The 25,075-nt window shown below is 69.7% G+C and carries 25 protein-coding genes and 1 tRNA gene; 12 read left to right on the top strand and 14 right to left on the bottom strand.

Annotated features, from left to right (window positions below; genetic code table 11):
* Nucleotides 1-4 precede the first annotated feature (4 nt).
* Nucleotides 5-1,009 (bottom strand): class 1 fructose-bisphosphatase, encoded by a 1,005-nt coding sequence (locus tag BLW83_RS12375; RefSeq protein ID WP_090848546.1) that lies wholly within the window; start codon nucleotides 1,007-1,009, stop codon nucleotides 5-7.
* Nucleotides 1,010-1,109: 100 nt separating this feature from the next.
* On the opposite strand from BLW83_RS12375, the gene BLW83_RS12370 reads away from it, so the two are divergent.
* The gene (locus tag BLW83_RS12370; RefSeq protein WP_245728849.1) at nucleotides 1,110-2,036 is read left to right on the top strand and encodes a LysR family transcriptional regulator; all 927 of its coding nucleotides are present in this window, start codon (nucleotides 1,110-1,112) and stop codon (nucleotides 2,034-2,036) included.
* 239 nt (nucleotides 2,037-2,275) lie between these two features.
* Here the strand turns inward: BLW83_RS12370 and mnhG are convergent, their stop codons facing one another.
* The 8 genes from mnhG to BLW83_RS12330 form a co-directional block, all read right to left on the bottom strand.
* On the bottom strand, nucleotides 2,276-2,653 hold the full coding sequence (mnhG, locus tag BLW83_RS12365) for a monovalent cation/H(+) antiporter subunit G (protein ID WP_090848544.1): 378 nt from the start codon (nucleotides 2,651-2,653) through the stop codon (nucleotides 2,276-2,278).
* Nucleotides 2,650-2,931, bottom strand: a complete 282-nt coding sequence (locus tag BLW83_RS12360; RefSeq protein WP_090848543.1) for a K+/H+ antiporter subunit F — start codon at nucleotides 2,929-2,931, stop codon at nucleotides 2,650-2,652. The genes mnhG and BLW83_RS12360 overlap by 4 nt, the downstream gene beginning before the upstream one ends.
* Complete coding sequence (locus BLW83_RS12355; protein WP_090848542.1) at nucleotides 2,928-3,413, bottom strand: Na+/H+ antiporter subunit E; 486 nt, start codon at nucleotides 3,411-3,413, stop codon at nucleotides 2,928-2,930. The genes BLW83_RS12360 and BLW83_RS12355 overlap by 4 nt, the downstream gene beginning before the upstream one ends.
* Entirely contained in the window at nucleotides 3,410-5,095 is a 1,686-nt protein-coding gene (locus BLW83_RS12350) for a monovalent cation/H+ antiporter subunit D (protein WP_090848541.1), read from the bottom strand. Before BLW83_RS12350 ends, BLW83_RS12355 begins: the two co-directional genes overlap by 4 nt.
* Entirely contained in the window at nucleotides 5,092-5,436 is a 345-nt protein-coding gene (locus tag BLW83_RS12345) for a Na+/H+ antiporter subunit C (RefSeq protein WP_090848540.1), read from the bottom strand. Before BLW83_RS12345 ends, BLW83_RS12350 begins: the two co-directional genes overlap by 4 nt.
* A complete protein-coding gene (locus BLW83_RS12340) occupies nucleotides 5,436-8,423 on the bottom strand; it encodes a monovalent cation/H+ antiporter subunit A (RefSeq protein ID WP_090848539.1) in 2,988 nt (995 codons plus the stop codon). Before BLW83_RS12340 ends, BLW83_RS12345 begins: the two co-directional genes overlap by 1 nt.
* A 378-nt stretch (nucleotides 8,424-8,801) precedes the next feature.
* Nucleotides 8,802-9,461 carry a thioredoxin domain-containing protein gene (locus tag BLW83_RS12335; protein ID WP_245728847.1) on the bottom strand — a complete coding sequence of 220 codons (660 nt, stop codon included), beginning with the start codon at nucleotides 9,459-9,461 and terminating at the stop codon, nucleotides 8,802-8,804.
* A 142-nt stretch (nucleotides 9,462-9,603) separates the two neighbouring features.
* Nucleotides 9,604-9,678: transfer RNA gene (locus tag BLW83_RS12330), tRNA-Lys, on the bottom strand.
* A gap of 97 nt (nucleotides 9,679-9,775) precedes the next feature.
* Here BLW83_RS12330 and dapF point away from each other — a divergent pair.
* From dapF to BLW83_RS12290, 8 genes are all read left to right on the top strand, one after another.
* Nucleotides 9,776-10,618: a diaminopimelate epimerase gene (gene dapF / locus BLW83_RS12325; protein WP_090848691.1), complete on the top strand. Its 843-nt coding sequence runs from the start codon at nucleotides 9,776-9,778 to the stop codon at nucleotides 10,616-10,618.
* Nucleotides 10,615-11,865 (top strand): tRNA (N(6)-L-threonylcarbamoyladenosine(37)-C(2))-methylthiotransferase MtaB, encoded by a 1,251-nt coding sequence (gene mtaB / locus BLW83_RS12320; protein ID WP_090848538.1) that lies wholly within the window; start codon nucleotides 10,615-10,617, stop codon nucleotides 11,863-11,865. Before dapF ends, mtaB begins: the two co-directional genes overlap by 4 nt.
* Before the next feature lie 168 nt (nucleotides 11,866-12,033).
* Entirely contained in the window at nucleotides 12,034-12,945 is a 912-nt protein-coding gene (locus tag BLW83_RS12315; protein WP_090848537.1) for a histone deacetylase family protein, read from the top strand.
* Nucleotides 12,942-13,184, top strand: a complete 243-nt coding sequence (locus BLW83_RS12310) for an exodeoxyribonuclease VII small subunit (RefSeq protein WP_090848536.1) — start codon at nucleotides 12,942-12,944, stop codon at nucleotides 13,182-13,184. Before BLW83_RS12315 ends, BLW83_RS12310 begins: the two co-directional genes overlap by 4 nt.
* 2 nt (nucleotides 13,185-13,186) lie before the next feature.
* The gene (locus BLW83_RS12305; RefSeq protein ID WP_425433959.1) at nucleotides 13,187-14,065 is read left to right on the top strand and encodes a polyprenyl synthetase family protein; all 879 of its coding nucleotides are present in this window, start codon (nucleotides 13,187-13,189) and stop codon (nucleotides 14,063-14,065) included.
* Nucleotides 14,066-14,123: 58 nt separating this feature from the next.
* Nucleotides 14,124-16,037: a 1-deoxy-D-xylulose-5-phosphate synthase gene (dxs, locus tag BLW83_RS12300; protein ID WP_425433961.1), complete on the top strand. Its 1,914-nt coding sequence runs from the start codon at nucleotides 14,124-14,126 to the stop codon at nucleotides 16,035-16,037.
* Nucleotides 16,038-16,146: 109 nt separating this feature from the next.
* Nucleotides 16,147-16,860 carry a VIT1/CCC1 transporter family protein gene (locus BLW83_RS12295; RefSeq protein WP_090848534.1) on the top strand — a complete coding sequence of 238 codons (714 nt, stop codon included), beginning with the start codon at nucleotides 16,147-16,149 and terminating at the stop codon, nucleotides 16,858-16,860.
* Between the two features lie 15 nt (nucleotides 16,861-16,875).
* On the top strand, nucleotides 16,876-17,484 hold the full coding sequence (locus BLW83_RS12290) for a COG3650 family protein (protein WP_090848533.1): 609 nt from the start codon (nucleotides 16,876-16,878) through the stop codon (nucleotides 17,482-17,484).
* Here BLW83_RS12290 and BLW83_RS12285 read toward each other — a convergent pair.
* Both BLW83_RS12285 and BLW83_RS12280 read right to left on the bottom strand, forming a co-directional pair.
* Nucleotides 17,481-18,347 carry an SDR family oxidoreductase gene (locus tag BLW83_RS12285; RefSeq protein ID WP_090848532.1) on the bottom strand — a complete coding sequence of 289 codons (867 nt, stop codon included), beginning with the start codon at nucleotides 18,345-18,347 and terminating at the stop codon, nucleotides 17,481-17,483. The two genes, BLW83_RS12290 and BLW83_RS12285, sit on opposite strands and share 4 nt — an antisense overlap.
* Nucleotides 18,344-19,333, bottom strand: a complete 990-nt coding sequence (locus tag BLW83_RS12280) for an LLM class flavin-dependent oxidoreductase (RefSeq protein WP_090848531.1) — start codon at nucleotides 19,331-19,333, stop codon at nucleotides 18,344-18,346. Before BLW83_RS12280 ends, BLW83_RS12285 begins: the two co-directional genes overlap by 4 nt.
* A gap of 114 nt (nucleotides 19,334-19,447) precedes the next feature.
* On the opposite strand from BLW83_RS12280, the gene BLW83_RS12275 reads away from it, so the two are divergent.
* The 3 genes from BLW83_RS12275 (at nucleotide 19,448) to BLW83_RS12265 (ending at nucleotide 22,815) form a co-directional block, all read left to right on the top strand.
* Nucleotides 19,448-20,926 (top strand): AMP nucleosidase, encoded by a 1,479-nt coding sequence (locus BLW83_RS12275; RefSeq protein WP_090848530.1) that lies wholly within the window; start codon nucleotides 19,448-19,450, stop codon nucleotides 20,924-20,926.
* A 194-nt stretch (nucleotides 20,927-21,120) separates the two neighbouring features.
* Entirely contained in the window at nucleotides 21,121-21,420 is a 300-nt protein-coding gene (locus BLW83_RS12270; RefSeq protein WP_073064937.1) for an HU family DNA-binding protein, read from the top strand.
* Nucleotides 21,421-21,498: 78 nt separating this feature from the next.
* Nucleotides 21,499-22,815: an MFS transporter gene (locus tag BLW83_RS12265; protein ID WP_090848529.1), complete on the top strand. Its 1,317-nt coding sequence runs from the start codon at nucleotides 21,499-21,501 to the stop codon at nucleotides 22,813-22,815.
* Nucleotides 22,816-22,932: 117 nt separating this feature from the next.
* Here the strand turns inward: BLW83_RS12265 and truB are convergent, their stop codons facing one another.
* From truB to rbfA, 3 genes are read right to left on the bottom strand one after another with little or no spacing between them, the layout of a single operon-like run.
* On the bottom strand, nucleotides 22,933-23,826 hold the full coding sequence (truB, locus tag BLW83_RS12260; protein ID WP_090848528.1) for a tRNA pseudouridine(55) synthase TruB: 894 nt from the start codon (nucleotides 23,824-23,826) through the stop codon (nucleotides 22,933-22,935).
* Nucleotides 23,826-24,581 (bottom strand): phosphodiester glycosidase family protein, encoded by a 756-nt coding sequence (locus tag BLW83_RS12255; protein WP_090848527.1) that lies wholly within the window; start codon nucleotides 24,579-24,581, stop codon nucleotides 23,826-23,828. Before BLW83_RS12255 ends, truB begins: the two co-directional genes overlap by 1 nt.
* A complete protein-coding gene (gene rbfA / locus BLW83_RS12250) occupies nucleotides 24,571-25,011 on the bottom strand; it encodes a 30S ribosome-binding factor RbfA (protein ID WP_090848526.1) in 441 nt (146 codons plus the stop codon). Before rbfA ends, BLW83_RS12255 begins: the two co-directional genes overlap by 11 nt.
* Nucleotides 25,012-25,075 lie beyond the last annotated feature (64 nt).

The following is a 25,075-nucleotide window of genomic DNA, read 5'->3' as shown; positions in this document are numbered from 1 at the left end:
AATCCTACTGCCGGAAGAGGCCGCGTTGGCCGAAAAGGGCGGCGACTTCCTCGTGCGGAAGGTCGTGATAGGCGGCGACGCGATGCACCTTGACGGGGGTGCCGAAAACCAGCGGCGTGCGTTCGTGCAGCGCCTGCGGCACAAGGTCGAGGATCGGGTCGCAGCCGTCGGTGGCCGCACCCCCCGCCTGTTCCACCAGCAGCGCGATGGGTGCGCATTCGTAGACATGGCGCAGCCGGCCGTGGTCGTAGCCGCGCCGCGCGTCGGCCGGATACAGGAAGATGCCGCCGCGGGTGATGATGCGGTGGGTTTCCGCCACCAGCGAGGCCACCCAGCGCATGTTGAAGTTCTTGTCGCGCGGCCCGGTTTCCCCCGCCAGGCAATCGTCGATATAGGCCCGCACCGGCGGCGCCCAGTGCCGATAGTTCGAGACGTTGATCGCGAATTCGTTCGACCGCTGCGGGATCGCCAGCGGCCCGGCGGGTTCGAACCGCCCCGACGCGGGGTCCAGCACCCACAGCGCGGTGCCGCGGCCCAGCGTCAGCACCAGCGCGGTCTGCGGCCCGTAGATCACATAGCCCGCCGCCAGCTGCTCGCGCCCCGGGCGCAGGAACGAGGCCAGCGGATCGTCCTGCGCGGGCAGGATGGAAAAGATGGTGCCGATCGACATGTTGACGTCGATGTTCGAGGACCCGTCCAGCGGGTCGATCGCCAGCGCCAGCGGCGCGCCCGGGGTCAGGGGCACCACCTCGTCGCGTTCCTCGGAGGCATACCAGCGCACCGGCGCGCCCTGCAGCGCCGCGAACACCGCGCGGTCGGCGATCAGGTCCAGCGCCTTCTGGCTGTCGCCGTCGCTGTTTTCGCCGACGGTGGCGCCGTGGCGCTCCAGCGCGCCGCGGGCGATGCGGCGCGACAGCTCGCGGGCCACGCGGGCAAGGGTGCGGATCACCTCGGCCACCTCGGGCTGCGTGGCCAGATCGGCCAGACCGATGTCCTGGGCTGCTGTCATCGCCCGCTCTCCTCCCCGGATCGACGTGATTTCGGGATTGATCATGCGGGCGTTGCGGGCATAGTTAAATTTAATAATGGGAAAGAACGGTTCAAATAAATTGAATCCTCGGCTCGAGGCCATCACCCTGCGGCAGCTGCGCGCGCTGGACGCGGTGGTGCAGGCACGCTCGATCACCGGGGCCGCGCAGGCGCTGGGGCTGACCGCGCCGGCGGTCCACAGCCAGCTGCGGGTGCTTGAGGACGCGGCAGGCGCGGCGCTGGTGTTTCGCGACGGCGCCCACGCGTTCCAGCCCACCCCGGCGGGTGCGGCGCTGCTGCTGGGTGCGCGCCGCGCCGACGCGGCGCTGCGGGCGGCGCTGGGCGACATCGAGGCGTTGCAGCAGGGGCGCGCCGGGCGGGTGGTGCTGGCGGTGGTGTCCACCGCCAAGTATTTCGTGCCGGCGCTGGTGGCAGGGCTGGGCCGCGCCCTGCCGGGGATCGAGATCGTCCTGCGGGTCGGCAACCGCGACTGGGTGGTGGCGGCGCTGCGCGACGGCACCGTGGACATGGCAATCACCGGCCGCCCCCCGCGCGAGCCCCGCGTCACCGCCGCCGATATCGGCCCGCATCCGCATGTGATGATCGCGCCCCCCGCGCATCCGCTGGCCGGGCTGGCCGAGGTGCCGGCGCAGGCGATCCTGGCCGAGCCGCTGATCCTGCGCGAACCGGGGTCGGGCACCCGGCTGCTGGCGCAGCGGTTCCTGGACCGGCTGGGCGAGGGGCAGAGCTATGCCGCCATCGAGATGGATTCAAATGAAACGATCAAGCAGGCGGTCATGGCCGGGCTGGGGATCGCGCTGATTTCCGCCCATACCATCGCCGACGAGCTGAAATCGCGGCGGCTGGTGGCGCTGCGCCGCCCCGACCTGCCGATCATCCGCCGCTGGTTCCTGCTGCACCGCGAGGACATGCCCCCCATCGGCGCCGCCGCCATCGTCTGGCAGGACATCCTGTCGCGCGAGGGGCGGTTCCTGCCCGAGGCGTAAGTGGAAGGCCGGGCGCGGCCCGTCCTGCCTGCGGCATGGGTATTTGGGCCAGAAAGAAGTCATCGGCCGGCGCAGGGCCGAGAGGTCGGCGCGTGGGTGCGCAGGGTGAGGCGAGGCGGATTCGTCAGTGGGGTCGAGCGGGCGCGAGAGGCCGCGCGGCCGATGCAGGCGCGCGGGCGCCGCAAGCGGGCGCGGCGTCGGGAGAGCCGGATGCGAGAGATGGGCGGGCGGTGCCCGGCTCAGCGTTCGGTGCCGCGTTTCAGCGGGTGGCCGGGGGCGTCGCTGCCGGCGGGGGGGCGGCCTTCGGCCCGGTCGCGGTGCAGGGCGGCGCGGCCCAGCACCATCAGCGTGACCGGCGCGGTCACCATCATCATGATGCCCAGAAACAGCTCGTGGATGACCGGGCGCGACCCCAGCGTCGAATACATCAGCACCGAGCCGATCAGGATCCCCGCCGTGCCCCAGCTGACCCCCAGCGTCGGCGCGTGCAGCCGTTCGTAGAAACTGCCCAGCCGCAGCAGCCCGACGGTGCCCAGCAGCGTCAGCACCGTGCCGATCAGCACGAACGCGGCGATCACCACGGCGATTGCCGGGTGGATCTGGTCGAGATGGTTCATTCGATCACCTCGCCGCGCATCAGGAACTTGCCCATCGCCGTGGTGGCGACAAAGCCCAGCGTGCCGATGACCAGCGCGGCCTCGAACTGATAGACGGTGCCGTGATACATTCCGGCGACCACCAGCAGCAGCATGGCGCAGACATAGGCGGAATCGAGACCCAGCACCCGGTCCTGCGCCCGCGGCCCGTAAACCACCCGCCCCACCGCCAGAAGCAGCGCCACCGCGAGGCAGACCTGCGAAAAGACCAGCACCGTCGAAAGCAGGGTCGCGCTCATTGAAAGATCTCCAGCAGCAGCGATTCGTATCGGGACTTGATGATATCCACCCAATCGTCGGATTCGAGCAGGTCGAAGACATGCAGCAGCAGCCGCCCCTCGCGCGGGTCGTATTCGATCCAGGCGGTGCCGGGGGTGGCGGTGACGATCATCGCAAGGATGGCCAGCGCGTGGCGGTTGGTCAGTTCCAGCGGGATATGCACAAAGCCCGAGCGGCGGGCCTGGTTGCGCCCCTGTGTCACGATCAGCCGCGCCACCGCGATGTTCGAGCGGATGATGTCGCCGCCCACCACAAGAAACAGCCGCACCGCCTGCAACGGCCGGCGCACCCGGATCGGGTCGGGGGTCAGCCGGCGATAGGCAAGCCCGGCCAGCATTGACACCAGCGCCGCCAGCAGCAGCTGGCCGGCGGACACCTCGGTCAGCACCAGCCACAGCGCCGCGATCACGGCAGAGACCAGCGGATGCGGGAACAGGGTCATGGCTGCACCTCGGCCGGGCCGGGGTCGGGGGGCTCGGTGTCCAGCGGTTCGGGGGCCAGCGGCTCGGGGCCGACGGGGGGTGCGGTCATCACGCCCCCGATATAGACGGCGTTTTCCGTCAGCGCCTCGGCGGTGCGGTCGATATAGCGCAGCGCGGGTTCCGCCTGCACCGTCAGCAGCCCCACGGTGCCGACCAGCATCAGGATGGGCAGCGCCTCCATCACGGGCAGGGGCGGTTCGTCGGAATTGGCCCACAGGCCCTGGATCCCCCAGCGCATCAGCGCGATCAGCGTGCAGAACCCCGACAGGATCAGCAGCACCACGAACGCCCAGTGCCCCCACATGCCCGGCAGCGACCACGCCCGCTGCACCGCGCTGGACAGCATCCCGAACTTGCCCAGGAACCCGGCCAGCGGCGGCAGCCCCGCCACCACCAGCACGCAGGCCAGAAACGCCATGCCCAGCAGCGCGGTGGCGCCGGGGATGGCGGTGCCCTCTTGCCGCGGCTCGTCGTCGTCTTCCTCGGGGTCGAGGCCGTAGATCTCGGCGGTGACCGCCAGCAGGCCGGCGATGCCCTCTTCCTTGCGGCCGATGGGTTCGGCCAGCAGGAACAGCGCCGCCAGCCCCAGGGTCGAGGCGAACATGTAATAAAGCGCCCCGGTCAGCATCGGCGCGTCGTCATAGACCATGGCCAGCCCGACCACCGCCAGCAGCGTCCCCGAGGACACCAGCACCAGATTGCCGGTCATCCGCCCCAGATCCTGCGCCGCCAGCACCCCGATCGAGCCATAGGCCATGGTCGCCATGCCCCCCACCGCCAGCACCTGCGCGCCGAAGCCCGCCGATTCGCCCGCCGCAGGGCCGAACAGCAGCAGGCCCAGCCGGATGATCACATAGGCGCCGACCTTGGTCAGCAGCGAAAACACCGCGCCCACCGGCGGGGCGGCGGCGCCGTAAGCGTTGGGCAGCCAGAAGCACAGCGGCCACATCGCCGCCTTGATCAGGAACGCCCCCGACAGCAGCGCGGCGGCGGCATGGATCATCGGGCGGTCGGCTGGCGCCAGCTGCGGGATGCGGGTCGCCAGATCGGCCATGTTCAGCGTGCCGGTGGTGCCGTAGATCAGCGCCACCCCCAGCAGGAACAGCATCGCCGCCAGCAGGTTGACCGCGATGTAATGCAGCCCCGCGCCCACCCTGACCCGACCCGAGCCATGCAGCAGCAACCCGTATGAGGCCGCCAGCATCACCTCGAAGAACACGAACAGGTTGAACAGGTCTCCGGTCAGGAACGACCCGTTGATGCCCATCAGCAGGAACTGGAACAGCGCGTTGAAATGCTGGCCGTTGCGGTGCCAGCCCGCGCCCGCATAGATCAGCGCCGGCAGCGCCACGACCGAGGTCAGCAGCAGCATCAGCGCCGACAGCCGGTCCAGCACCAGCACGATGCCAAAGGGCGACGGCCAGTCCCCCAGCAGATACAGGGTGACGATGTTGCGCCCCAGTTCGGACGACCCGCCCGTCCGCAGGATCAGCGTGATCGCCACCCCCAGTTGCAGCACGCAGGCCAGGATCCCCAGCCCCAGCTTGAGCCGGCGCTGGCGTTCGTCATACATCAGCATGATCGCGCCGGCGATCAGCGGGATCAGGATCGGCAGCACGATGATATGGGGCGGAGGCGTCACTGCTCGCGCTCCTTCCCGTCGACGTGGTCAGTGCCGGTAAAGCCGCGCGCGGCCATGATGACCACCAGAAACAGCGCGGTGGTGGCAAAGCCGATGACGATGGCGGTCAGCACCAGCGCCTGCGGCACCGGGTCGGCATAGGCGTCGGGGTTGACAAAGCCGCCCTTGGGCATGATCGGCGCGGCGCCGGTGACCAGCCGCCCCATGGCAAAGATGAACAGGTTGACACCATAGGACAGCAGGCACAGCCCGACGATGACCTGAAAGGTCCGCGGCCGCATCGCCAGCCACACCCCCGAGGCGACCAGCACGCCGATTCCCAGCGACAGGGTCAGTTCCATCACGCGCCCTCCTGCTGGTGCGTCTGTTCCTTGGTGCGGTTGCCGCGTTCCTCGGCCGCATCCTCGGGGCTGGCCTGCTCGGCGGTTTCGCGGGCGCGCAGGCGGGCCGAGCGCAGCGACTGGTGGGCGATGGCGATCTGCATCAGCACGGTCGAGCCGACCACCACCGCAAACACCCCCAGGTCAAAGGCCAGCGCGGTTGCCGCCGGCACGGTGCCGATCAGCGGCAGTTCCACATATTGCGCGTGGGCGGTCAGGAACGGATAGCCGAACAGGAACGCGCCCATGCCGGTGCCCGCGGCGATCATCAGCCCCAGCCCGATCCAGCGCACCGGCAGGATGGTGATGCGGCTTTCGATCCAGCGCACGTCGGTCGCCAGATATTGCAGCAAAAGCCCGATGGCAAAGGCGACGCCGGCGGCAAAGCCTCCGCCCGGCAGGTCGTGGCCGCGCAGGAACAGATAGGCGGCGATCGCCACCGACAGCGGGAACATCCACTGCATGATGACCGCCGGGATCATCATCATCAGGTCGTGGCGGGTGGGTTCGGTCGCGGCCTCGGCCTCGCGCGCGGGGTTGATGGGGGGCAGCTCGTTGAAGGTCTGCTGCGAGGGCAGCGCCACGCTTTCGGGGGCCGGGCGGAAACGGCGCAGCAGCGCATAGCAGGTCAGCGCCACGACCCCCAGCACGGTGATCTCGCCCAGCGTGTCGAAGGCGCGGAAATCCACCAGGATCACGTTGACCGCGTTGGTGCCGCCGCCCTCGGCATAGGCGTTGCCGCGGAACCAGTCGCCGATGGACCGGCCCGGCGGCACGGTCATCACGGCGAATGCGATGGCCGCCACCCCCGCCCCGCAGGCGCTGGCGATCACCAGGTCGATGGCCCGCCGCGCGCGGGCCGGCAGGCGGCGGTCGCTTTCGATTTCCTGCAAGCGCTTGGGCAGCCAGCGCAGCCCCAGCAGCAGCAGCACGGTGGTGATGACCTCGACCAGCAGCTGCGTCACCGCCAGATCGGGGGCGGAAAACCACGAAAAGGTCATCGCCGTCACTAGCCCCGCACCGCCCAGCAGGGCCAGCGCCGCAAAGCGGTGATATTTCGCCAGCGCCGCCGCCCCGATGGCGCAGGCGATCCCCGCCACCCACAGCAGCGCAAAGCTGGGGTCAAAGCTGTCCCACAGCCCCTGCGGCACCAGCCGTGCGGCCCCCCACAGCGCCCAGGACGCCGCGGCCAGGCTGAGCAGCACCACCATCCGCAGCTGCACCTGCAAGCGGCTGCTGCCGGTGACGCGCGACAGCAACACCGGCCATTTCCGCGTCACCACCAGCATCAGCCGGTCAAAGACCTGCTGCCCGCGCAGCTTGCTGAGGAATCCCGGCGCCTCGTTCGCCTGCGACAGCCGCTTGGAAAACAGGAAATAGAACAGCGTCCCCAGCACCAGCGCGGTCAGGCTCATCTTCAGCGGCGTGTTGAAGCCGTGCCACAGCGCCAGGCTGTAGTCGGGTGCGGTCCCGCCCAGCACCGCGATGACGCCCGATTGCAGGATCGGGCCGATCAGGGCCTCGGGCCAGAATCCGACCACCAGAACGATGGCGACAAGGAACTCGACCGGGCGGCGCATCCAGACGGGGGGCTCGTGCGGTTCCTTGGGCAGGTCCGTGGCCAGCGGGCCAAAGAACACCGCCGCGATGAAGCGCAGCGAATAGGCGACGCTGAACACGCTGGCAAAGGTGGCGATATAGGGCAGCCAGCGGTCCAGCCAGGTGCCGTTGTGCCAGTCGGCGGCCTCGGCAAAGAACATTTCCTTGGACAGAAAGCCGTTCAGCAGCGGCACCCCTGCCATGGCGGCGGCGGCGACGATGGCCAGCAGCGCGGTGCGCGGCATGGCGTGGCGCAGCCCGGACAGCTTGCGCAGGTCGCGGGTGCCGGTTTCATGGTCGATGATGCCCGCGCCCATGAACAGCGAGGCCTTGAACACCGCGTGGTTCATGATGTGAAAGACCGCGGCGACGATGGCCGCGCCGCTGCCCATCCCCGCCAGCGCGGTGATCAGCCCCAGGTGGCTGATGGTGGAATAGGCCAGCAGCCCTTTCAGGTCGTTGCGCCAGGTCGCGATCACCGCGCCGATGACCAGCGTGACCATGCCGGTCCCGGCCACGATCCAGAACCACGCATCCGTCGCCCCCAGCACCGGAGAGAAGCGCACCAGCAGGAACACTCCCGCCTTGACCATGGTGGCCGAATGCAGATAGGCGCTGACCGGCGTCGGCGCGGCCATGGCGTTGGGCAGCCAGAAATGGAACGGGAACTGCGCCGACTTGGTGAATGCGCCCAGCAGGAACAGCCCCAGGATCCACAGATACCACGGATGCCCGCGCACCAGATCGCCCGCGCGCAGCACGTCGTCCAGCTGATAGCTGCCCACCGCCTGCCCCAGCAGGATCATCGCGGCCAGCAGCGCGATCCCCCCGGCGGCGGTGACGACCAGGGCGGTCCGCGCCCCGTCGCGGGCCCCGGCGTTCTGGTGCCAGTAGCCGATCAGCAGGAACGAAAACAGGCTGGTCAGTTCCCAGAACACCACCATCAGGATGATGTTGCCCGCGATCAGCACCCCCACCATCGACCCGGCAAAGGCCAGCAGGAAACCGTAGAACCGCGGCACCGGGTCCGAGGGCGCCAGGTAATAACGCGCATAGATCACCACCAGCAGCCCGATGCCGTAGACCAGCAGCAGCATCAGCCAGGAAAACCCGTCCAGCCGCAGCGTGACGTCCAGCCCCAGCGAGGGCGCCCAGCTCAGCGTGCGGGATACGACCTGCCCGGCGGTGACATCCCCGAACAACGCGGCCAGCGCCAGCAGCCCCGCGACCATGACCGAGCCGGCCAGCGCCACCTCGGCGTTGCGGGCCGTAACCGGCATGGTGACGGCCGAAATCGCCCCGACAAAGGGCAGCACGGCAAGCAGCAAAAGCAGGTTCTCGGCCAGCATACGTCCGGATTGTCGCCTTTCGTCGTCATGGCGGCGCGGCGGGCGCGCGGATCTCGGTCGGCCACCGGGGCCGTGGGCGGGCGGGTGCGGCCGGCGATCCCGGAATGCAGGACAGCGGCCAACGGGCGGACGGCGCTGCGTGAACGCCGCAGGCGAGAACCGCCGGACGGACGGGCAGGCGGATAATCACCCGCGCCCCGCACCTTGGCACGCCACGTTTGCCGGCAACGCTATGCCGGGACGCACCGATAAGGAAATACCTGCCGGAAATCGCTTCGACATTCGAGCTACAAGCTGCCCGGCGGGGCGTCAATCGCTTGCTCTGCCGCGTCAAGTCACAAAGCCGCAAGTGCGGCGGGAATGTGGCGGCCGCGCCTGTCAGCCCTGACGCCGGGCGTTGGCCACGGCGCGGCGCATGGCGGGGATGCCCATGGCGCCGCGGTGGATTTCGGCCTGCGCGACCGTGGCGCCCGGCGGCGCCGCCCTGCCGATGGCAAAGACCGGGGTGCCCTGCAATCCCATCCGCGCCGCATGGGCCGCATTGCGCGACAACAGCGCGTCCCAGCGGGCGCGGTCGCGGCGGAACGCATCCTCGGCCTCGATATGGTCGACGCCGGCCCCTGCCAGCGCCCGGCGGATCTGGGGCGCGGCCAGCCGCCCCTCGGTCGCCATCAGCGCATTATGCGCCGGCGCATATTCCCCCAGCGAGGCCGCGCCCAGCACCAGCTGCGCCGCCAGCACCGAGGGCGCGCCGAACACCGGCCAGTCGCGCATCATCAGCCTGATGTTGCCGTCCTCGGCCGCCAGCGCCAGCAGATCCTGGTGCCCGCGCTTGCAGAACGGGCACTGGTAATCGAAGAACTCGACGATGGTCACGTCGCCCGTGGGGTTGCCCAGCAGCGGGATGTCGGGATCGTCCAGCACATCGGTATCCGCCAGCTCGGCCGCCAGCCGGCGCAACGCCATGCCGCCGCCGACGAACCCGGCAAGGATCAGCGCCCCGCCCGCGCCCAGCATCATCCGCCGCGTGTTGTCCATATGCACCTCCGTCCGGCCCGGCATAGCCGATGCGGTGCCTGCTGTCAGCCGCCCCTGCGATCTTGTGATCACAGCCACGGCCCTGCCCGGAAACGCAGAAACCGCCGGCAGAGCAATCCGCCGGCGGTTTCCGAAAGTCAGGTGGTGAGCCCGGCTGGGATCGAACCAGCGACCCACTGATTAAAAGTCAGTTGCTCTACCACTGAGCTACGGGCCCCAACACAGGGCGTGTCCCTAAACACAGGTGCAAACGGGGTCAAGCGGAAAAGACCCTGCCTCTGGCGGAAAGCGCGGTGCAGGCGTATATCGCCGCGATGGACCAGCTACAGCGCCCCCTGGGCGGCCTTGGCTTTATCAAGATGCACGGGGCCGGCAATGATTTCGTGGTGATCGATTCGCGCGCCGAGCCGGCGCGGCGGATGACGCCGGCGCTGGCGCGGGCGCTGGGCGACCGCAACCGCGGTGTGGGTTTTGACCAGCTGGCCGAGATCCTGCCACACGCGGACGCCGACTACCGGCTGGATTTCTGGAACGCCGACGGGTCTCAGGCCGGGGCCTGCGGCAATGCCTCGCGCTGCGTGGCGGATCTGATGCTGCGCGAGCTGGGCCGCGACGAGGTGCGATTCGCCACCCTGCGCGGCATGTTGCAGGCGCGGCGCGAGGGCGGCGCGGTCCACGTCAACATGGGACCGCCGCAGCTGGCGTGGGACCAGATACCGCTGGCGGATGCGGTCGACACCGACGCCCTGCCGCTGGACGGCACCCCGACCGCGGTCGGCATGGGCAACCCGCATTGCGTGTTCTTTGTCGCTGACGCCGAGGTGGTGCCGCTGGAAACCCTTGGCCCGCGGATCGAGCATCACCTGCTGTTTCCCCAGCGCACCAACGTCGAATTTGCCAGTGTGACCAGCCCCGACCACCTGCGGATGCGGGTGTGGGAACGCGGTGCGGGGGTGACGCTGGCCTGCGGCTCGGGCGCCTGTGCGGTGGCGGTGGCGGCGCATCGGCGCGGGCTGACCGGGCGGCGGGTCACGCTGGATCTGGACGGAGGCCAGCTGACAGTGGACTGGCGCGACGACGGCGTCTGGCTGTCCGGCCCGGTCGCGCGCGTGTTCGACGGCGTGCTGTCCCCCGACTGGCTGGCGGCGGCGGGATGAGCGCGCCCCCGATCCTCGCCACGCTGGGCTGCCGGCTGAACGCCTACGAATCCGAGGCGATGGCCGAAATGGCCGCGGCCGCCGGGCTGCAAGGCGCGGTGATCGTGAACACCTGCGCGGTCACGGCCGAGGCGGTGCGCAAGGCGCGGCAGGAAATCCGCCGGCTCGCCCGCGAAAACCCCGGCGCCCCGATCATCGTCACCGGCTGCGCGGCGCAGGTGGAACCCGAGACCTTCGCCGCCATGCCCGAGGTCGCCCGCGTCATCGGCAACCACGAAAAGATGCAGCCCGCCACCTGGTCGGCGCTGGCCGCCCCCGATTTCGGGACCGAGCGGGTGATGGTCGACGACATCATGTCGGTGCGCGAAACCGCCGGCCACCTGATCGACGGCTTCGGCCGCCATCGCGCCTATGTGCAGGTGCAGAACGGCTGCGACCACCGCTGCACCTTTTGCATCATCCCTTACGGGCGCGGAAATTCGCGCTCGGTCCCGGCGGGGGTGGTGGTCGAGCAGATCAAGCGCCTGCGCGACCGCGGCTTCAACGAGGTGGTGCTGACCGGCGTCGACCTGACCAGCTGGGGCGCCGATCTGCCGGCGACGCCTCGGCTGGGCAATCTGGTGCGGCGGATCCTGAAAATGGTGCCGGACCTGCCGCGGCTGCGGATTTCCTCGATTGATTCGATCGAGGCCGACCCCGAGCTGGTCGAGGCCATCGCGACCGAGCCCCGGCTGATGCCGCATCTGCACCTGTCCTTGCAGCACGGCGACGACCTGATCCTGAAACGGATGAAGCGCCGCCACCTGCGCGACGACGCTATCGGCTTTTGCCAGGAAACCCGCCGCCTGCGCCCCGACATCGTGTTCGGCGCCGACATCATCGCGGGCTTCCCCACCGAAACCGAGGCGCATTTCCAGAACTCGTTGAAACTGGTCGAGGATTGCGGGCTGACCTTTCTGCATGTGTTCCCCTATAGCCCGCGCAAGGGGACGCCTGCGGCACGGATGCCCGCCGTCCCCGGCCCGGCGATCCGCGAACGCGCGGCAAGGCTGCGGGCTGCGGGCGACACCGCACTGCGCGCGCATCTGGACGCGCAGCTTGGCCAGCGCCACCGCATCCTGACCGAAGGCCCCCGCATCGGCCGCACCGAGCAATTCACCGAGGTGACGCTGACCCGCGACATGCCCGAGGGCGCGCTGCTGGATCTTGTGATCACAGGCCATGACGGGGCGCGGCTGACCGCCTGACCCTCGGCGCTCGCGTCCCGGCCGCTGGGGTATTTTTACCAGAAAGAAGCTCGCACGCAGCGCCTGTGACTTCTTTCTGGTATAAATACCCATCTCGCCACGGTCGCCCGCGCGACGAGCGCCGGATAGGATTTGCGCGCGCCACCCTGTTGGCCTTAGCCTTGGCGCATGACGATCCTCTACACCCACCCCGCCTCTGAACGCCACGTCACGCCCTCCGGCCACCCCGAGCAGGTGGCGCGGCACCGCGCGGTGCTGGATGCGCTGGCCGACCTGCCGCTGACGCACCGCGATTCGCCGCTGGCCGATGATGCCGATGTGCTGCGCTGCCACCCCGAACGCTATCTGACCCGGCTGCGCGCCGCGTCCCCCGCGCAGGGGCAGGTGGCGCTGGACGGGGACACCTGGCTGTCGCCGGGCAGTCTGGATGCGGCGCTGCGGGCCGTGGGGGCGGGTTGCGCGGCCGTCGACGCGCTGCTGGCGGGCGAGGATCGCAGCGCCTTTGTCGCCATGCGCCCGCCGGGGCACCATGCCGAGCGTGAAACCCCGATGGGGTTCTGCATCCTTGGCACCGCCGCCATCGCGGCGAAACGGGCGCTGGACCATCACGGGCTGGACCGGGTGGCGGTGCTGGATTTCGATGTCCATCACGGCAACGGCACCCAAGACCTGCTATGGGCCGAGAAACGCGCGTTTTTCGCCTCGACCCACCAGATGCCGCTGTATCCGGGCACGGGCGCGGCGGACGAACAGGGCGCGCATGGGCAGATACTGAATCTGCCGCTGCCGCCCGGTTCCGGCGGGGTCCAGGCGCGGGCGGCGTGGACCACCATCGCCGCGCGGCTGCGGGACTGGGCGCCGGGGCTGGTGATCGTCTCGGCCGGATTCGATGCCCATGCGGCGGACCCGCTGGCCTCGCTTGACTGGGACGAAACCGATTTCGCCGCCATCACCGCGATGATCGTGCAGGCGGCGGGTGCGGCGCCGGTGGTCTCGGTCCTCGAAGGGGGTTATGATCTGGCGGCGCTGGGCCGTTCGGTCCGCGCGCATGTCATCACGCTTGGGGGAATTGCGGCATGACCGACGCCGAAATCGACAGCATGTCGTTCGAGGACGCGATGAAGGAGCTCGAATCCGTCGTCGGCAAGCTGGAACACGGCGACGCCACGCTGGAACAATCCATCGCGCTTTACGAACGCGGGGCCAAGCTGCGCGCCCATTGCGAACGCCGGCTGCGGCAGGCCGAAGAGCGGGTCGAAAAGATCATGCTGTCCGCCAGCGGCGAGCCCGCGGGGACTACCCCGGTCGAAGGGCTGTAAGGGTGGACGGGCTGGACGGGTTGCGCGCCCGGGTCGAGGCGGCGGTGGGCGATGCCATCGCCGCGGCGCTGGCGGGGCTGCCGCCGGGCGATCTGGCGGATGCGATGCGCTATGCCAGCGCCGGCGGCAAGCGGGTGCGGGCGCTGCTGGTGCTGGAATCGGCGCGGCTTTACGGGGTGGACCCGGCACAGGCGATGCCGGTGGCGGTGGCGGTGGAACTGGTCCATGCCTACAGCCTTGTCCACGACGACCTGCCGGCGATGGACGACGACGACCTGCGCCGCGGCCAGCCCACCTGTCACATCCGCTGGTCCGAGGCGACGGCGATTCTGGCGGGCGACGCCTTGCAGGCGCAGGCGTTCGCGGTGCTTTCCGACCCCGCAGTCGGCCCGGCCGAGACCCGGATCGCGCTGGTCGCCCGGCTGGCCGAGGCCGCGGGCGCGCGCGGCATGGTCTGGGGACAGGCGCAGGACATCGCGGCCGAAACCGCCGGCACCGCGCTGGGGCTTGCCGCGACCGAGGCGTTGCAGCAGGCCAAGACCGGGGCGCTGATCCGCTTTGCCGCCACCGCGGGCGCGGTGCTGGCGGGCGCCGACCCCGCACCGCTGGACGATTACGCCACGAATCTGGGGCTGGCGTTCCAGATCGCCGACGACATCCTGGACGTGACAGGCAGCGCCGAGCAGACCGGCAAGCGCACCGGCAAGGACCAGGCCGCCGGCAAGGCTACCTTCGTGTCGCTGCTGGGGCTGGACGAGGCCCGCGCCCGTGCCGCCGCCATGGTTGCGCGGGCCGAGGCCGCGCTGCAAGGTTTCGGCAGCCATGATGCGGCAGGAAACTTGCGGGCGCTGGCGCGTTTCGTTATCCACCGCAAGACCTGACCACGGCGAGCCGCGGGCGCCGATTGCCCGTGGAAAGGGGCCCTTACTCATGACCGAACTGCCGCCGCGACCCGACACGCCGATGCTGGACCGCGTGGCCTCGCCCGCCGACCTCAAGGCGCTGAGCGACCGCCAGCTGCACCAGCTTGCCGCCGAGCTGCGGGCAGAGACCATCAGCGCGGTCAGCGTGACCGGCGGGCATCTGGGCGCGGGGCTGGGGGTGGTCGAGCTGACCGTGGCGCTGCATGCGGTGTTCGACAGCCCGCGCGACAAGATCATCTGGGACGTGGGCCACCAGTGCTATCCCCACAAGATCCTGACCGGGCGGCGCGACCGCATCCGCACCCTGCGGACCGAGGGCGGGCTGTCCGGTTTTACCAAGCGCAGCGAAAGTCCGCATGACCCGTTCGGGGCGGGGCACAGCTCGACCTCGATTTCCGCGGCGCTGGGGTTTGCGGCGGCGCGTGATCTGGGCGGCGATCCGGGCGATGCGGTGGCGGTGATCGGCGACGGGGCCATGTCGGGCGGCATGGCGTTCGAGGCGCTGAACAACGCGGGCCATCTGGGCAGCCGCCTGTTCGTGATCCTGAACGACAACGAGATGTCGATCGCGCCGCCGACCGGGGCGCTGTCCACCTATCTGACCCGGCTTTATACGCGCGGCCCGTTCCAGGAACTCAAGGCCGCGGCCAAGGGCGCGGTCAGCCTGCTGCCTCCGCCCATGCAAGAGGGCGCGCGGCGCGCCAAGGACATGCTCAAGGGCATGACCATCGGCGGCACCATGTTCGAGGAACTGGGGTTTTCCTATATCGGCCCGGTGGATGGGCATGATCTGGACCAGCTGCTGCCGCTGCTGCGCACGGTGCAGGCGCGGGCGACGGGGCCGGTGCTGATCCATGCGGTGACGAAAAAGGGCAAGGGCTATGCGCCCGCCGAAAACGCCAGCGACCGCGGCCACGCCACCGCGCGTTTCGACGTGGTGACCGGGGTGCAGGCCAAGGCGAAATCCAACGCCCCCAGCTATACCAGCGTGTTCGCGAAATCGCTGATCGCGCAGGCGGAACGCGACGAAAAGATCGTGGCGATCACCGCCGCCATGCCCGACGGCACCGGGCTGAACCTGTTTGCCGAGCGTTTCCCGCGCCGCTGTTTCGACGTGGGCATCGCCGAACAGCACGCGGTGACCTTTGCCGCCGGGCTGGCGGCGGGCGGGATGCGGCCGTTCTGTGCGATCTATTCGACGTTCCTGCAACGCGGCTATGACCAGGTGGTGCATGACGTGGCGATCCAGCGCCTGCCGGTGCGTTTCGCCATCGACCGCGCCGGGCTGGTGGGGGCCGACGGCGCCACCCATGCCGGCGCGTATGACGTGGCGTATCTGGCTAACCTGCCCGGTTTCGTGGTCATGGCCGCCGCGGACGAGGCCGAGCTGGTCCATATGGTCGCCACCGCCGCGGCGCTGGACGACCGCCCCTCGGCCTTTCGGTTTCCGCGGGGCGAGGGCACGGGGGTCGAGCTGCCCGAACGTGGCACCCCGCTGGAGATCGGTCGCGGCCGGGTGGTGGCCGAGGGCGGGCGGGTCGCGATCCTGTCATTCGGGGCGCGACTGGCCGAGGTTCTGGCGGCGCGCGAATCGCTGGCCGCGCGGGGGCTGGCGCCCACCGTGGCCGACGCGCGTTTCGCCAAGCCGCTGGACCGCGATCTGATCCTGCGGCTGGTGCGCGAACACGAGGCGCTGATCACCATCGAAGAGGGCGCCATCGGCGGCTTCGGCAGCCATGTCGCGCAGTTGCTGGCGGATGAGGGCGTGTTCGACCGCGGCTTTCGTTTCCGCAGCATGGTGCTGCCCGACACCTTCATCGACCACGCCAGCCCCGAGGCGATGTATCGCGCCGCCGCGATGAACGCCCCGCAGATCGAGGCGAAGGTGCTTGAGGTTCTGGGCGTGGCCTCGATGGAACGCCGCGCCTGACGGGACCGGGGCAGGGGGGCGTCGCCCCCCGCGCTGCGCGCTCCCCCCAGGATATTTGGATGATGAAGAAAGAGTTTGGCCGGACAGGGCCGGCACCGGCAATCTGGACATGACCCGCAACACCCATCCCAACGCCCATCCCGACGACCCTCATTACATCAACCGCTCTAACTGGTTGCGGGCGGCGGTGCTGGGGGCGAACGACGGGATCGTGTCGATGTCGTCGTTGATTTTGGGTGTGGCGGCGGCGGGGACGGGGCCGCAGGCGGTGGCGCTGGCCGGGGTGGCGGGGCTGACCGCGGGCGCGCTGTCGATGGCGGCGGGGGAATATGTCAGCGTCAGTTCCCAGGCCGATATCGAGGCCGCCGACATCCACCGCGAGCGTCAGGCCCTGCACCACGAGCCCGAGATCGAGCTTGAGGAGCTGGTCCAGATCTATATCGGCCGCGGGCTGGCCCCTGACACCGCCCGGCTGGTCGCGGTCGAGCTGACCGAGCATGACGCGCTGGGCGCGCATCTGCGCGACGAGCTGGGGCTGACCGACGAGCTGTCGGCCAACCCGATGCAGGCGGCGCTGGCCTCGGGGGTGACGTTTACCGTGGCGGGGGGGATTCCGGTGCTGGCCTCGGTTCTGGCGCCGGCCTCGGTCATGGTGTCGGTGGTGCTGGTGGTCACGCTGCTGGCGCTGGCGGCGCTGGGGGCGCTGGGGGCGCGCGCCGGGGGGGCGCCGGTTCTGCCCGCTGTGGGGCGTGTGTTGGTCTGGGGGGTTTTGGCCATGGCGGTCACCGCCGCGATCGGCCATGTTTTCGGGGCTGTCATCTGATCCGAGGGGGTTTCCATGCGTTTTGCTGTCGTGCTGTTGTCGCTGCTTGCGGCCCTGCCGGCCGGCGCGCAGACCGTGCTGCCGACGCTGTTCGACGTGACCGGGGTTGCCGCCAGCGACCGGCTGAATGTGCGGGCGGCGCCGGATGCGTCATCCTCGATCCTGTCGGGGCTGGCGCATGACGCAAAGGGGGTCGAGGTCGTCGCGGTCCGGTCCGGCTGGGGGCTGGTCAACACGCATGAACGCTCGGGCTGGGTCAACATGCGCTATCTGCAAGAACGCGCGGGCGTCTGGCAGGCGGGACAGGTTCCGGCCGCGCTGAGCTGCCTGGGGACCGAGCCGTTCTGGTCGCTGCGGCAGGTCGGCGGCAATCTGGTTTATGAAACGCCCGAGAGTTCGCGGCAGTTGCAGCGCCGCGCGGTGGTAGACAATCCCCACCAGCCCGGCCCGGCGCGCAGTATCGTGGCGGGGGATGAAGCCGGGCGGCTGACGGTGGTGCTGCATCCGGGTCAGTGCAGCGACGGGATGTCGGATCGGGCGTTCGGCCTGTCCGCCACGCTGCTGTTCGAGGGTGCGGGTCAGGCCTCGCGCATGGAAAACGGCTGCTGTCGGCTGGCGCCCTAGCGGTTTTCCGCCGCCAGCATCGCGGCCAGCCCGCTGCGATAATCGGGGTGGATCAGCCGCACGCCCAGTTCCCGCTTGATGCGGTCGTTCGCGACGCGCTTGCTTTCGGCGTAAAAGCTGCGGGCCATCGGGGTCATCTCGGCGGTGGCGAAATCCTCGGCCGGGGGCGGGGGCAGGCCCAGCAGGGTGGCGGCGTGTTCGAGCACGTCCTCGGGTGGGGCGGGGTCGTCGTCGCAGACGTTGTAGACGGCGCCGGGCGCGGGCCGCACGATCGAGGCCGCCAGCACCTGCGCGATGTCCTGCACATGGATGCGCGAAAACACCTGTCCCGGCTTGATGATGCGGCGCGCGGTGCCGGCGCGGACCTTGGCAAAGGGGCCGCGGCCGGGGCCGTAGATCCCGGCAAGGCGAAAGATATGCAGCGGCAGCCCATGCGCGGCGGCCAGCGCCTGCCACGCGGTTTCGGCAGCCACGCGGTCGCGGCCGCGCTGGGTGGAGGGGGTCAGGGGCGAATCCTCGTCCACCCAATCGCCCTGCCGGTCGCCATAGACGCCGGTGGTGGACAGATACCCCAGCCAGCGCGCCGGGCTTGCCGCGATGGCCGCGCCGAAGTCGCGCAGCGCCGGACATTCGCCCGCATCGGGGCCGGCGCTGACAAGGATGGCGTCGGCGCGGGCGATTTCGGCCCGCAGCGCGTCACCTTCGCCCGGCCAGCGCAGCGGCTGCGCGCCGGTTGCGGTGACGCGCGCGGGGTCGTTGCGGGTGGTGCCGGTGACGGTCCAGCCCTGCGCGACCAGCAGCGGCGTCAGGTAGCCGGCGGAATAGCCGTGGCCGAGGACGACCAGATGCGGCGCCGCGCTCATGCCCCCGACAGCCCCATCACCTCGGCCCCGATGGCGAAGGACCGCATCCGCGCGTCCGGATCCCAGATATTGCCGGTCAGGATCAGCTCATCGGGGCGGTAGCGTTCGACCAGCGCATCCAGCTGCGCCTTGACCGTTTCCGGCCCGCCCACCGCGCTGATCCGCAGCGTCCATTCGACGCCGGACTGGTATTGCGCGGGCACCACGGAATCGAGGTCGTCCACCGGCCGGGGCAGCAGGCCGGGCTTGCCGGTCCGCAGCCGGTAGAATGAAATCTGCGAACTGGTGCGCAGCTTGCGCGCGGCCTCGTCCGTATCGGCGGCGATCAGGTTGACGGCCAGCATGAAGCGGGGCGTATCGCCCCACGGCCCGGGCTGGAAACGTTCGCGGTAAAGCTCGACCGCCTGATCCAGCGCATCGGGCGCGAAATGCGAGGCGAAGGCATAGGGCAGCCCCAGCGCCGCGGCGAGGCTGGCCCCGTAAAGCGACGACCCGAGGATCCAGACCGGCACATCCGTGCCCTGCCCGGGATGCGCCGCCACCGCCGCGCCGGGGCGCGCAGGCCCCAGATAGGACAGCAGTTCCACCACGTCGTTGGGGAAATCCTCGTTGCGGGACTGGCCGCGGCGCAGCGCGTGCATCACCGCCCCGTCGCCGCCCGGCGCGCGCCCCAGCCCCAGGTCGATGCGCGGGCCGTGGATGGTGGCCAGCGTCCCGAATGCCTCGGCCACCGCAAGGGGCGCGTGGTTCGGCAGCATGATCCCGCCGGCGCCGACCCGGATCGTCTGCGTATGGTCGGCGATATGGCCGATCAGCACCGCGGTGGCGGCGCTGGCGATACCCGGCATGTTGTGGTGTTCGGCCAGCCAATAGCGGCGATAGCCCCAGCCCTCGGCCGCCTGCGCCAGAAGCACGCTGCTGGCGATGGCTTTGCGGGTGTCCGAGCCCTCGGGGACCGGCGCGAGATCCAGAATCGAGATGTCCATGCCCCCAGATAGTCGCGCGGGCCCGGTCTTGCCAGCGGTTGCTTGCCTCGGCGCGGGGCGCCTGCCACTGTCGCGCGCGAAAACAGCCTGCATGCCGCCCCGGAAGGAACCCGCATGGACCAGCCCTCACGCCTGTTGCCGGTCGAGACCCCCGAGCCGGCCGAGCGCGAATATTTCACCGACCCCGCCGCCGCCGTCGCCCGGCTCGAGGCGCTTTACACCCGCGCCACCGACTGGTTGCTGGGCCGGTTCCTGGACACGCTGGACGGCACGACCCCGCAGGCACGTTTCCGCGCCTGGTATCCCGAGCTGCGCCTGACCACGGCCAGCCACTCGCAAGGGGATTCGCGGCTGGCCTTTGGCCATGTGGCGCTGCCGGGCAGCTATGCGGCCACCATCACCCGCCCGGACCTGTTTCGCGACTATCTGACCCAGCAGATCGGGCTGCTGATCCGCAATCACGGCGTGCCGGTGGCGGTGGGCGACAGCGACACACCGATTCCGGTGCATTTCGCGGTCTCGACCCGCTCGGACCTGAACGTGCCGCAGGAAGGGGTGCTGGATTTCTCGCTGCGCGACGTGTTCGACGTGCCGGATCTGGAAACCACCAACGACGACATCGTGAACGGAGTGGCGCAGCCCGCGCCCGACGGCACCCGCCACCTGGCCCCCTTTACCGCGCAGCGGGTGGATTATTCGCTGGCGCGGCTGGCCCATTACACCGCCACCGCGCCCGAGCATTTCCAGAGCTTCGTCCTGTTCACCAACTATCAGTTCTATGTGGACGAGTTCGAGGCGTTTGCCCGGCAGGCGCTGGCCGACCCGGCGTCGGGCTATACCGCCTTTGTCGCGCCCGGCGATCAGGTGCTGGAACGCCCCGAGGACGTGATCGCCACCGGCGCCAAATCGCCGCAGATGCCGGCCTATCACCTGAAACGCGCCGACGGGCAGGGGATCACCCTGGTCAACATCGGGGTGGGGCCGTCGAACGCCAAGACCGCGACTGACCATATCGCGGTGCTGCGCCCGCATGCGTGGCTGATGGTCGGCCACTGCGCCGGGCTGCGCAACAGCCAGCGGCTGGGGGATTACGTGCTGGCCCATGCCTATCTGCGGCTGGACCATGTGCTGGACGACGACCTGCCGGTCTGGGTGCCCCTGCCGACGCTGGCCGAGGTGCAGGTGGCGTTGCAGGACGCGGTGGCCGACGTGACGCAGTTGGAGGGCTTTGAGCTCAAGCGGATCATGCGCACCGGCACCGTGGCCACCATCGACAACCGCAACTGGGAATTGCGCGACACGCCGGTGCACCGGCTCAGCCTCAGCCGCGCCATCGCGCTGGACATGGAAAGCGCCACCATCGCCGCCAACGGCTTTCGCTTCCGCGTCCCCTACGGCACGCTGCTGTGCGTCAGCGACAAGCCGCTGCACGGGGAACTGAAACTGCCCGGCATGGCCACCGATTTCTATCGCGGCCAGGTCGCCAGCCATCTGCGCATCGGCGTCCGCGCGATGGAGCTTTTGCGTCAGCAGCCGGTCGAGCGGCTGCATTCGCGCAAGCTGCGATCCTTTGACGAAACCGCCTTTCTGTGACGCCGCAGGGGTCCGGGCGGCGGAAACAGGCCACACCCAAGGGTATTTTCTTGCAAACTCATGCTCGAAACCCCGTAAACTGCGATGAAAGGGCTTGAAATACGGGCTGAAACGGGCTGTAGCAGGAAAATGCCAGAAAGTGGCACTGGAAACGCCCGCATCAAACGCGTGCACCAACGAGGAGACAGGTTCCCATGGCGACAGCCCCTGCGAAGCCCATGACCAAGACGCAGCTCGTCGCTGCAATGGCCGAGGAAATGGGCAGCGACAAGAAAACCGCGACTGCCGCGCTGGACGCGATTCAGGCGATCGTCGCCCGGACCGTGGCCGAAGGCGGCGCCCTGACCCTGCCCGGTATCGGCAAGGTCGCATGTCGCGCCCGCCCCGAGCGTCAGGTCCGCAATCCCCAGACGCAGGAAATGATGACCAAGCCCGCCGACAAGGTGGTCAAGGTCACCATCGCCAAGGCGCTCAAGGACAGCGTCAACGCCTGACCTTTCGTCCCGGCTGGACAGGATCATCGGGGTCGCGCCGGGGCGCGGCCCCTTTTTGTCTTTCTCAGGATCACCGCCATGAACATCACCGTCGATGATGCCCTGACCCAGGCCGGGGCAGGCCGTTTCCAGCGCCGGCTGATGGCGATTTTCGGGCTGGTCTGGGCGGCCGATGCGATGCAGGTGGTGGCGGTGGGATTCGCCGCGCCCTCGATCGCGGCGAGCTTTGGCCTTGACATGCGCACGGCGCTGCACAGCGGGACGCTGTTCTTTCTGGGCATGTTCCTTGGCGCGGCGCTGTTCGGGCGGCTGGCCGACCGGGTGGGGCGGCGCAATGTGCTGATCGTGACGGTGGCCTGCGACGCGGTGTTCGGGCTGGCCTCGGCGTTCTCGCCCGATTTCCAGTGGCTGCTGGCGCTGCGGTTCCTGACCGGGGCGGCGGTGGGCGGCACGCTGCCGGTCGACTACGCGATGATGGCTGAATTTTTGCCGCCGAAGAACCGCGGCCGCTGGCTGGTCTGGCTGGAGGGGTTCTGGGCGCTGGGCACGCTGATCGTGGCGCTGACTGCCTGGGCGGCGGCGACATGGGCGCTGGGGGCGCCGTGGAAGCTGATCTATATCGTCGCGGCGCTGCCGGCCTGTATCGGGATCTTCCTGCGGCTGTGGGTGCCGGAATCGCCCATGTATCTGCTGCGCCGTGACCGCGAGCCGCAGGCCCGCGCCATCATCAACCGGGTGCGGGTGGCGAACGGCGCCCCCGCCCTGCCAAAGGACGCGCGGCTGATCCTGCCGCCCGCCGCACCCGCGCCGGCGGGGGGCATCCTCGCCCCCGGCCTTGCCCGCACCACGCTGGCGGTGCTGTCGGTGTGGTTCCTGGTGTCGCTCAGCTATTACGGGGTGTTCGTCTGGCTGCCCGGCAAGCTGGCGACCGAGGGCTTCGGCTTTGTCCGCGGCTATGGTTTCCTTGTGGTGCTGGCGCTGGCGCAGCTGCCCGGCTATGCGCTGGCGGCCTGGGGTGTGGACCACTGGGGCCGGCAGCGGACGCTGCGTATCTTTCTGATGCTGTCGGCGCTGGGGTGCATGGCCTTCGTCACCGCCGGCTCGGCCCTGCTGGTCGCCGGGGCGCTGATGCTGATGAGCTTTGCGCTGCTGGGCACCTGGGGCGCGCTTTACGCGCTGACCCCCGAGGTCTATCCCACCACGCTGCGCGCCACCGGCATGGGCATGGCTGGCGCCATCGCGCGGCTGGGCGGGCTGGCCGCGCCCTCGGTTCTGGCGGTGCTGGCGACCAGCGACTTCAACGCGATGATCGGGCTGTTCGCGGCGCTGTTGGTGCTGGCGGCGGTGCTGTCCTTTGCCATCGGCCGCGAAACCCGGGGCGTCTCGATCGCCTGACCTGCCCGCGGCGCCGTCGCATGGGTATTTTGACCAGAAAGAAGTTTCCGACGCGGCGGGCTTCTTTCTGGCTCAAATACCCATTTCAGCGGTAACGCGGGGTGCGGCGCTGCCGGTTCAGGGCCGCACGAACACGCGCGAGGGGTGGACCTCACCGCCCATGTAGCGGCCGATGGCGATCGCACGGTCGTCGTGGCTGACCCAGACCTCGGCCCCGTAGTCGCCATGGTCCAGCACCTGCCCGGGGTTGCCGTTGGCGATGCGGGCCGCGCCCTGGTCCGAGGCGCGCATCTGCGGCAGGTCCAGCGCCGCCTGGATCGGCAGCAGCGCCGAGTCCAGTTCCGCCTGCGCGGTGCGGTCGATCCGCTCGAACGGGATCGCGTCGGCCACGTCGAACGGCCCCGACCAGACCCGGCGCAGGCTGTGGACATGGCCAAGGCACCCCAGCGCCCGGCCCAGATCGCGGGCGATGGCACGGACATAGCCGCCCTTGCCGCAGACCAGCCGCAGGTCGGCCTGATCGTCGCGGGTCGCAAGCAGCGTCAGTTCCTCGACCCATAACGGGCGGGCGGCAAGGGTGAAATCCTCGCCCTCGCGCGCAAGGTCATAGGCGCGCGCCCCGTCCACCTTGACGGCAGAGACTGCGGGAGGCACCTGCATGATGTCGCCGCGGAATACGGGCAGCGCGTCGTGGATGGCGCGCGCCGAGGGGCGGGCGTCGGATCTCTGTAGCACCTCGCCCGAGGCATCGTCGGTCGCGGTTTCCGCCCCCCAGTTCACCGTGAAATCATAGGCTTTCAGGGCCTCGGTCAGATAGGGCACGGTCTTGGTCGCCTCGCCCAGCGCCACCGCCAGCAGCCCGGTTGCATCGGGGTCCAGCGTGCCGGCGTGGCCGGCCTTTTTCGCGTCCAGCGCCCAGCGCACCCGGCCGACCACATCGGTCGAGCCCACGCCCGCGGGCTTGTCCACCAGCAGCCAGCCGGAAATCTCGCGGCCCTTTTTTCGTGCCATCAGGGGGTGCTCACATAGCCGATGATCGGGCCCATCCGCCGGCCCCAGTCGGCCCGGCGCAGCGCAGGCGCGTAAAGCCGGCTGATCGAGCCGTCGAAATACAGCGCATTGCGCGCGCCCAGGCCCTCGCGGAAGAACCGCGCGAATTCGTGGAACGTCACCGCCCGGTCCGAGATCGCAAACCACGCCGTTTGCATGTCGCGCGACACGCCGACGCCGTTGCGGATGTAACGGCTGTCGCTGTCGGGCAGGAAACGCGGGTGCAGCTCGCCGTCGATCAGCAGCAGCGGGCCGGACTGGGTGGCCAGCCGGCACTGCGGGCGCAGCTCGGCGAAACGGCGGCTTTCGATCACCTGGAACGGGGCCTTTGCGCCCACGCAGAACACCCCGTTCGGCAGCAGCCCGAAATTGCCGCCTCCGCCCGTGGTGATGACCTCGCCCCGCTCGGCCTCGTCCGAACGAAACAGCCCGACCGGCGAATAATCGGCGTGATACATCCCGGCATTCATGGCGAAATCCAGCACCTCGCCGGGGGCAAGCTGCTGGCGGATGGCGCGAAATTCGCCCAAGGGGCGGCCGTCGGCATCGTCCAGCCACAGGCGCAGCCGGTCCTGCCGGTCGCCGGTGACGGTGCAGACGGCGTAGCGGACGCCCTCGAACTGGTGGGTGTCGCAGATGTCGGCCAGCGCGGGCAGGGTCATCGCCACCAGCGCGCCCACCGCCAACCCCAGCCGGCGCTTGAGATCAGCGATCATCGTCCCGGTCGTCCCCGTCCCCATCCCCATCCTCGCCGCGCTCGACATCGCGGCGCACGCGTTCGTCGGCCAGCAGCCGGCGGGTGTCGTCCATGCGGTCGAAGGTCTCGTCCAGCACGAATCGCAGGGCGGGCGCGTATTTCAGCGTCAGGCCGCGGGCGACCAGATGGCGCAACTCGCGCGCATTGGCGCGCAGCGCCTCAAGCGCCTGTTCGGCGTCCTGCCCGCCCAGAGGCAGCACATAGGCCGTCGCCACCTTGAGATCGGGCGAGGTCCGCACCTCGCCCACGGTGATCGAGTGGCGGTTCAGATCCGGGTCATGCACGTCGCCGCGCGCCAGCACGTCGGACAGGGTGCGCCGGATCAGCTCGCCCACGCGCAACTGGCGCTGCGAGGGGCCGTGACCGGATTGAAAGCGATTGTTTGCCATGTGGTCCCATCTAGGGGGTCGCAGGGTCCGCCGCAACGGGCTAGAGCTTTGCCAAAAAGGGGGA

It is taken from the genome of Paracoccus alkenifer (assembly GCF_900108405.1).
GTDB classification, from domain to species: Bacteria; Pseudomonadota; Alphaproteobacteria; order Rhodobacterales; family Rhodobacteraceae; genus Paracoccus; species Paracoccus alkenifer.
Note: the sequence above shows the minus strand (reverse complement) of the source record. Positions and strands in the feature narration are given on the sequence as shown.

What these genes read in the sequence shown, in the direction of transcription:
- BLW83_RS12375 (WP_090848546.1), bottom strand. Translation starts at nt 1,009, where the DNA reads ATGACAGCAGCCCAGGACATCGGTCTGGCCGATCTGGCCACGCAGCCC.
- mnhG (WP_090848544.1), bottom strand. Translation starts at nt 2,653, where the DNA reads ATGAACCATCTCGACCAGATCCACCCGGCAATCGCCGTGGTGATCGCC.
- BLW83_RS12360 (WP_090848543.1), bottom strand. Translation starts at nt 2,931, where the DNA reads ATGAGCGCGACCCTGCTTTCGACGGTGCTGGTCTTTTCGCAGGTCTGC.
- BLW83_RS12355 (WP_090848542.1), bottom strand. Translation starts at nt 3,413, where the DNA reads ATGACCCTGTTCCCGCATCCGCTGGTCTCTGCCGTGATCGCGGCGCTG.
- BLW83_RS12345 (WP_090848540.1), bottom strand. Translation starts at nt 5,436, where the DNA reads ATGGAACTGACCCTGTCGCTGGGAATCGGCGTGCTGGTCGCCTCGGGG.
- BLW83_RS12340 (WP_090848539.1), bottom strand. Translation starts at nt 8,423, where the DNA reads ATGCTGGCCGAGAACCTGCTTTTGCTGCTTGCCGTGCTGCCCTTTGTC.
- BLW83_RS12335 (WP_245728847.1), bottom strand. Translation starts at nt 9,461, where the DNA reads ATGGACAACACGCGGCGGATGATGCTGGGCGCGGGCGGGGCGCTGATC.
- dapF (WP_090848691.1), top strand. Translation starts at nt 9,776, where the DNA reads ATGGACCAGCTACAGCGCCCCCTGGGCGGCCTTGGCTTTATCAAGATG.
- mtaB (WP_090848538.1), top strand. Translation starts at nt 10,615, where the DNA reads ATGAGCGCGCCCCCGATCCTCGCCACGCTGGGCTGCCGGCTGAACGCC.
- BLW83_RS12315 (WP_090848537.1), top strand. Translation starts at nt 12,034, where the DNA reads ATGACGATCCTCTACACCCACCCCGCCTCTGAACGCCACGTCACGCCC.
- BLW83_RS12310 (WP_090848536.1), top strand. Translation starts at nt 12,942, where the DNA reads ATGACCGACGCCGAAATCGACAGCATGTCGTTCGAGGACGCGATGAAG.
- BLW83_RS12295 (WP_090848534.1), top strand. Translation starts at nt 16,147, where the DNA reads ATGACCCGCAACACCCATCCCAACGCCCATCCCGACGACCCTCATTAC.
- BLW83_RS12290 (WP_090848533.1), top strand. Translation starts at nt 16,876, where the DNA reads ATGCGTTTTGCTGTCGTGCTGTTGTCGCTGCTTGCGGCCCTGCCGGCC.
- BLW83_RS12285 (WP_090848532.1), bottom strand. Translation starts at nt 18,347, where the DNA reads ATGAGCGCGGCGCCGCATCTGGTCGTCCTCGGCCACGGCTATTCCGCC.
- BLW83_RS12280 (WP_090848531.1), bottom strand. Translation starts at nt 19,333, where the DNA reads ATGGACATCTCGATTCTGGATCTCGCGCCGGTCCCCGAGGGCTCGGAC.
- BLW83_RS12275 (WP_090848530.1), top strand. Translation starts at nt 19,448, where the DNA reads ATGGACCAGCCCTCACGCCTGTTGCCGGTCGAGACCCCCGAGCCGGCC.
- BLW83_RS12270 (WP_073064937.1), top strand. Translation starts at nt 21,121, where the DNA reads ATGGCGACAGCCCCTGCGAAGCCCATGACCAAGACGCAGCTCGTCGCT.
- BLW83_RS12265 (WP_090848529.1), top strand. Translation starts at nt 21,499, where the DNA reads ATGAACATCACCGTCGATGATGCCCTGACCCAGGCCGGGGCAGGCCGT.
- truB (WP_090848528.1), bottom strand. Translation starts at nt 23,826, where the DNA reads ATGGCACGAAAAAAGGGCCGCGAGATTTCCGGCTGGCTGCTGGTGGAC.
- BLW83_RS12255 (WP_090848527.1), bottom strand. Translation starts at nt 24,581, where the DNA reads ATGATCGCTGATCTCAAGCGCCGGCTGGGGTTGGCGGTGGGCGCGCTG.
- rbfA (WP_090848526.1), bottom strand. Translation starts at nt 25,011, where the DNA reads ATGGCAAACAATCGCTTTCAATCCGGTCACGGCCCCTCGCAGCGCCAG.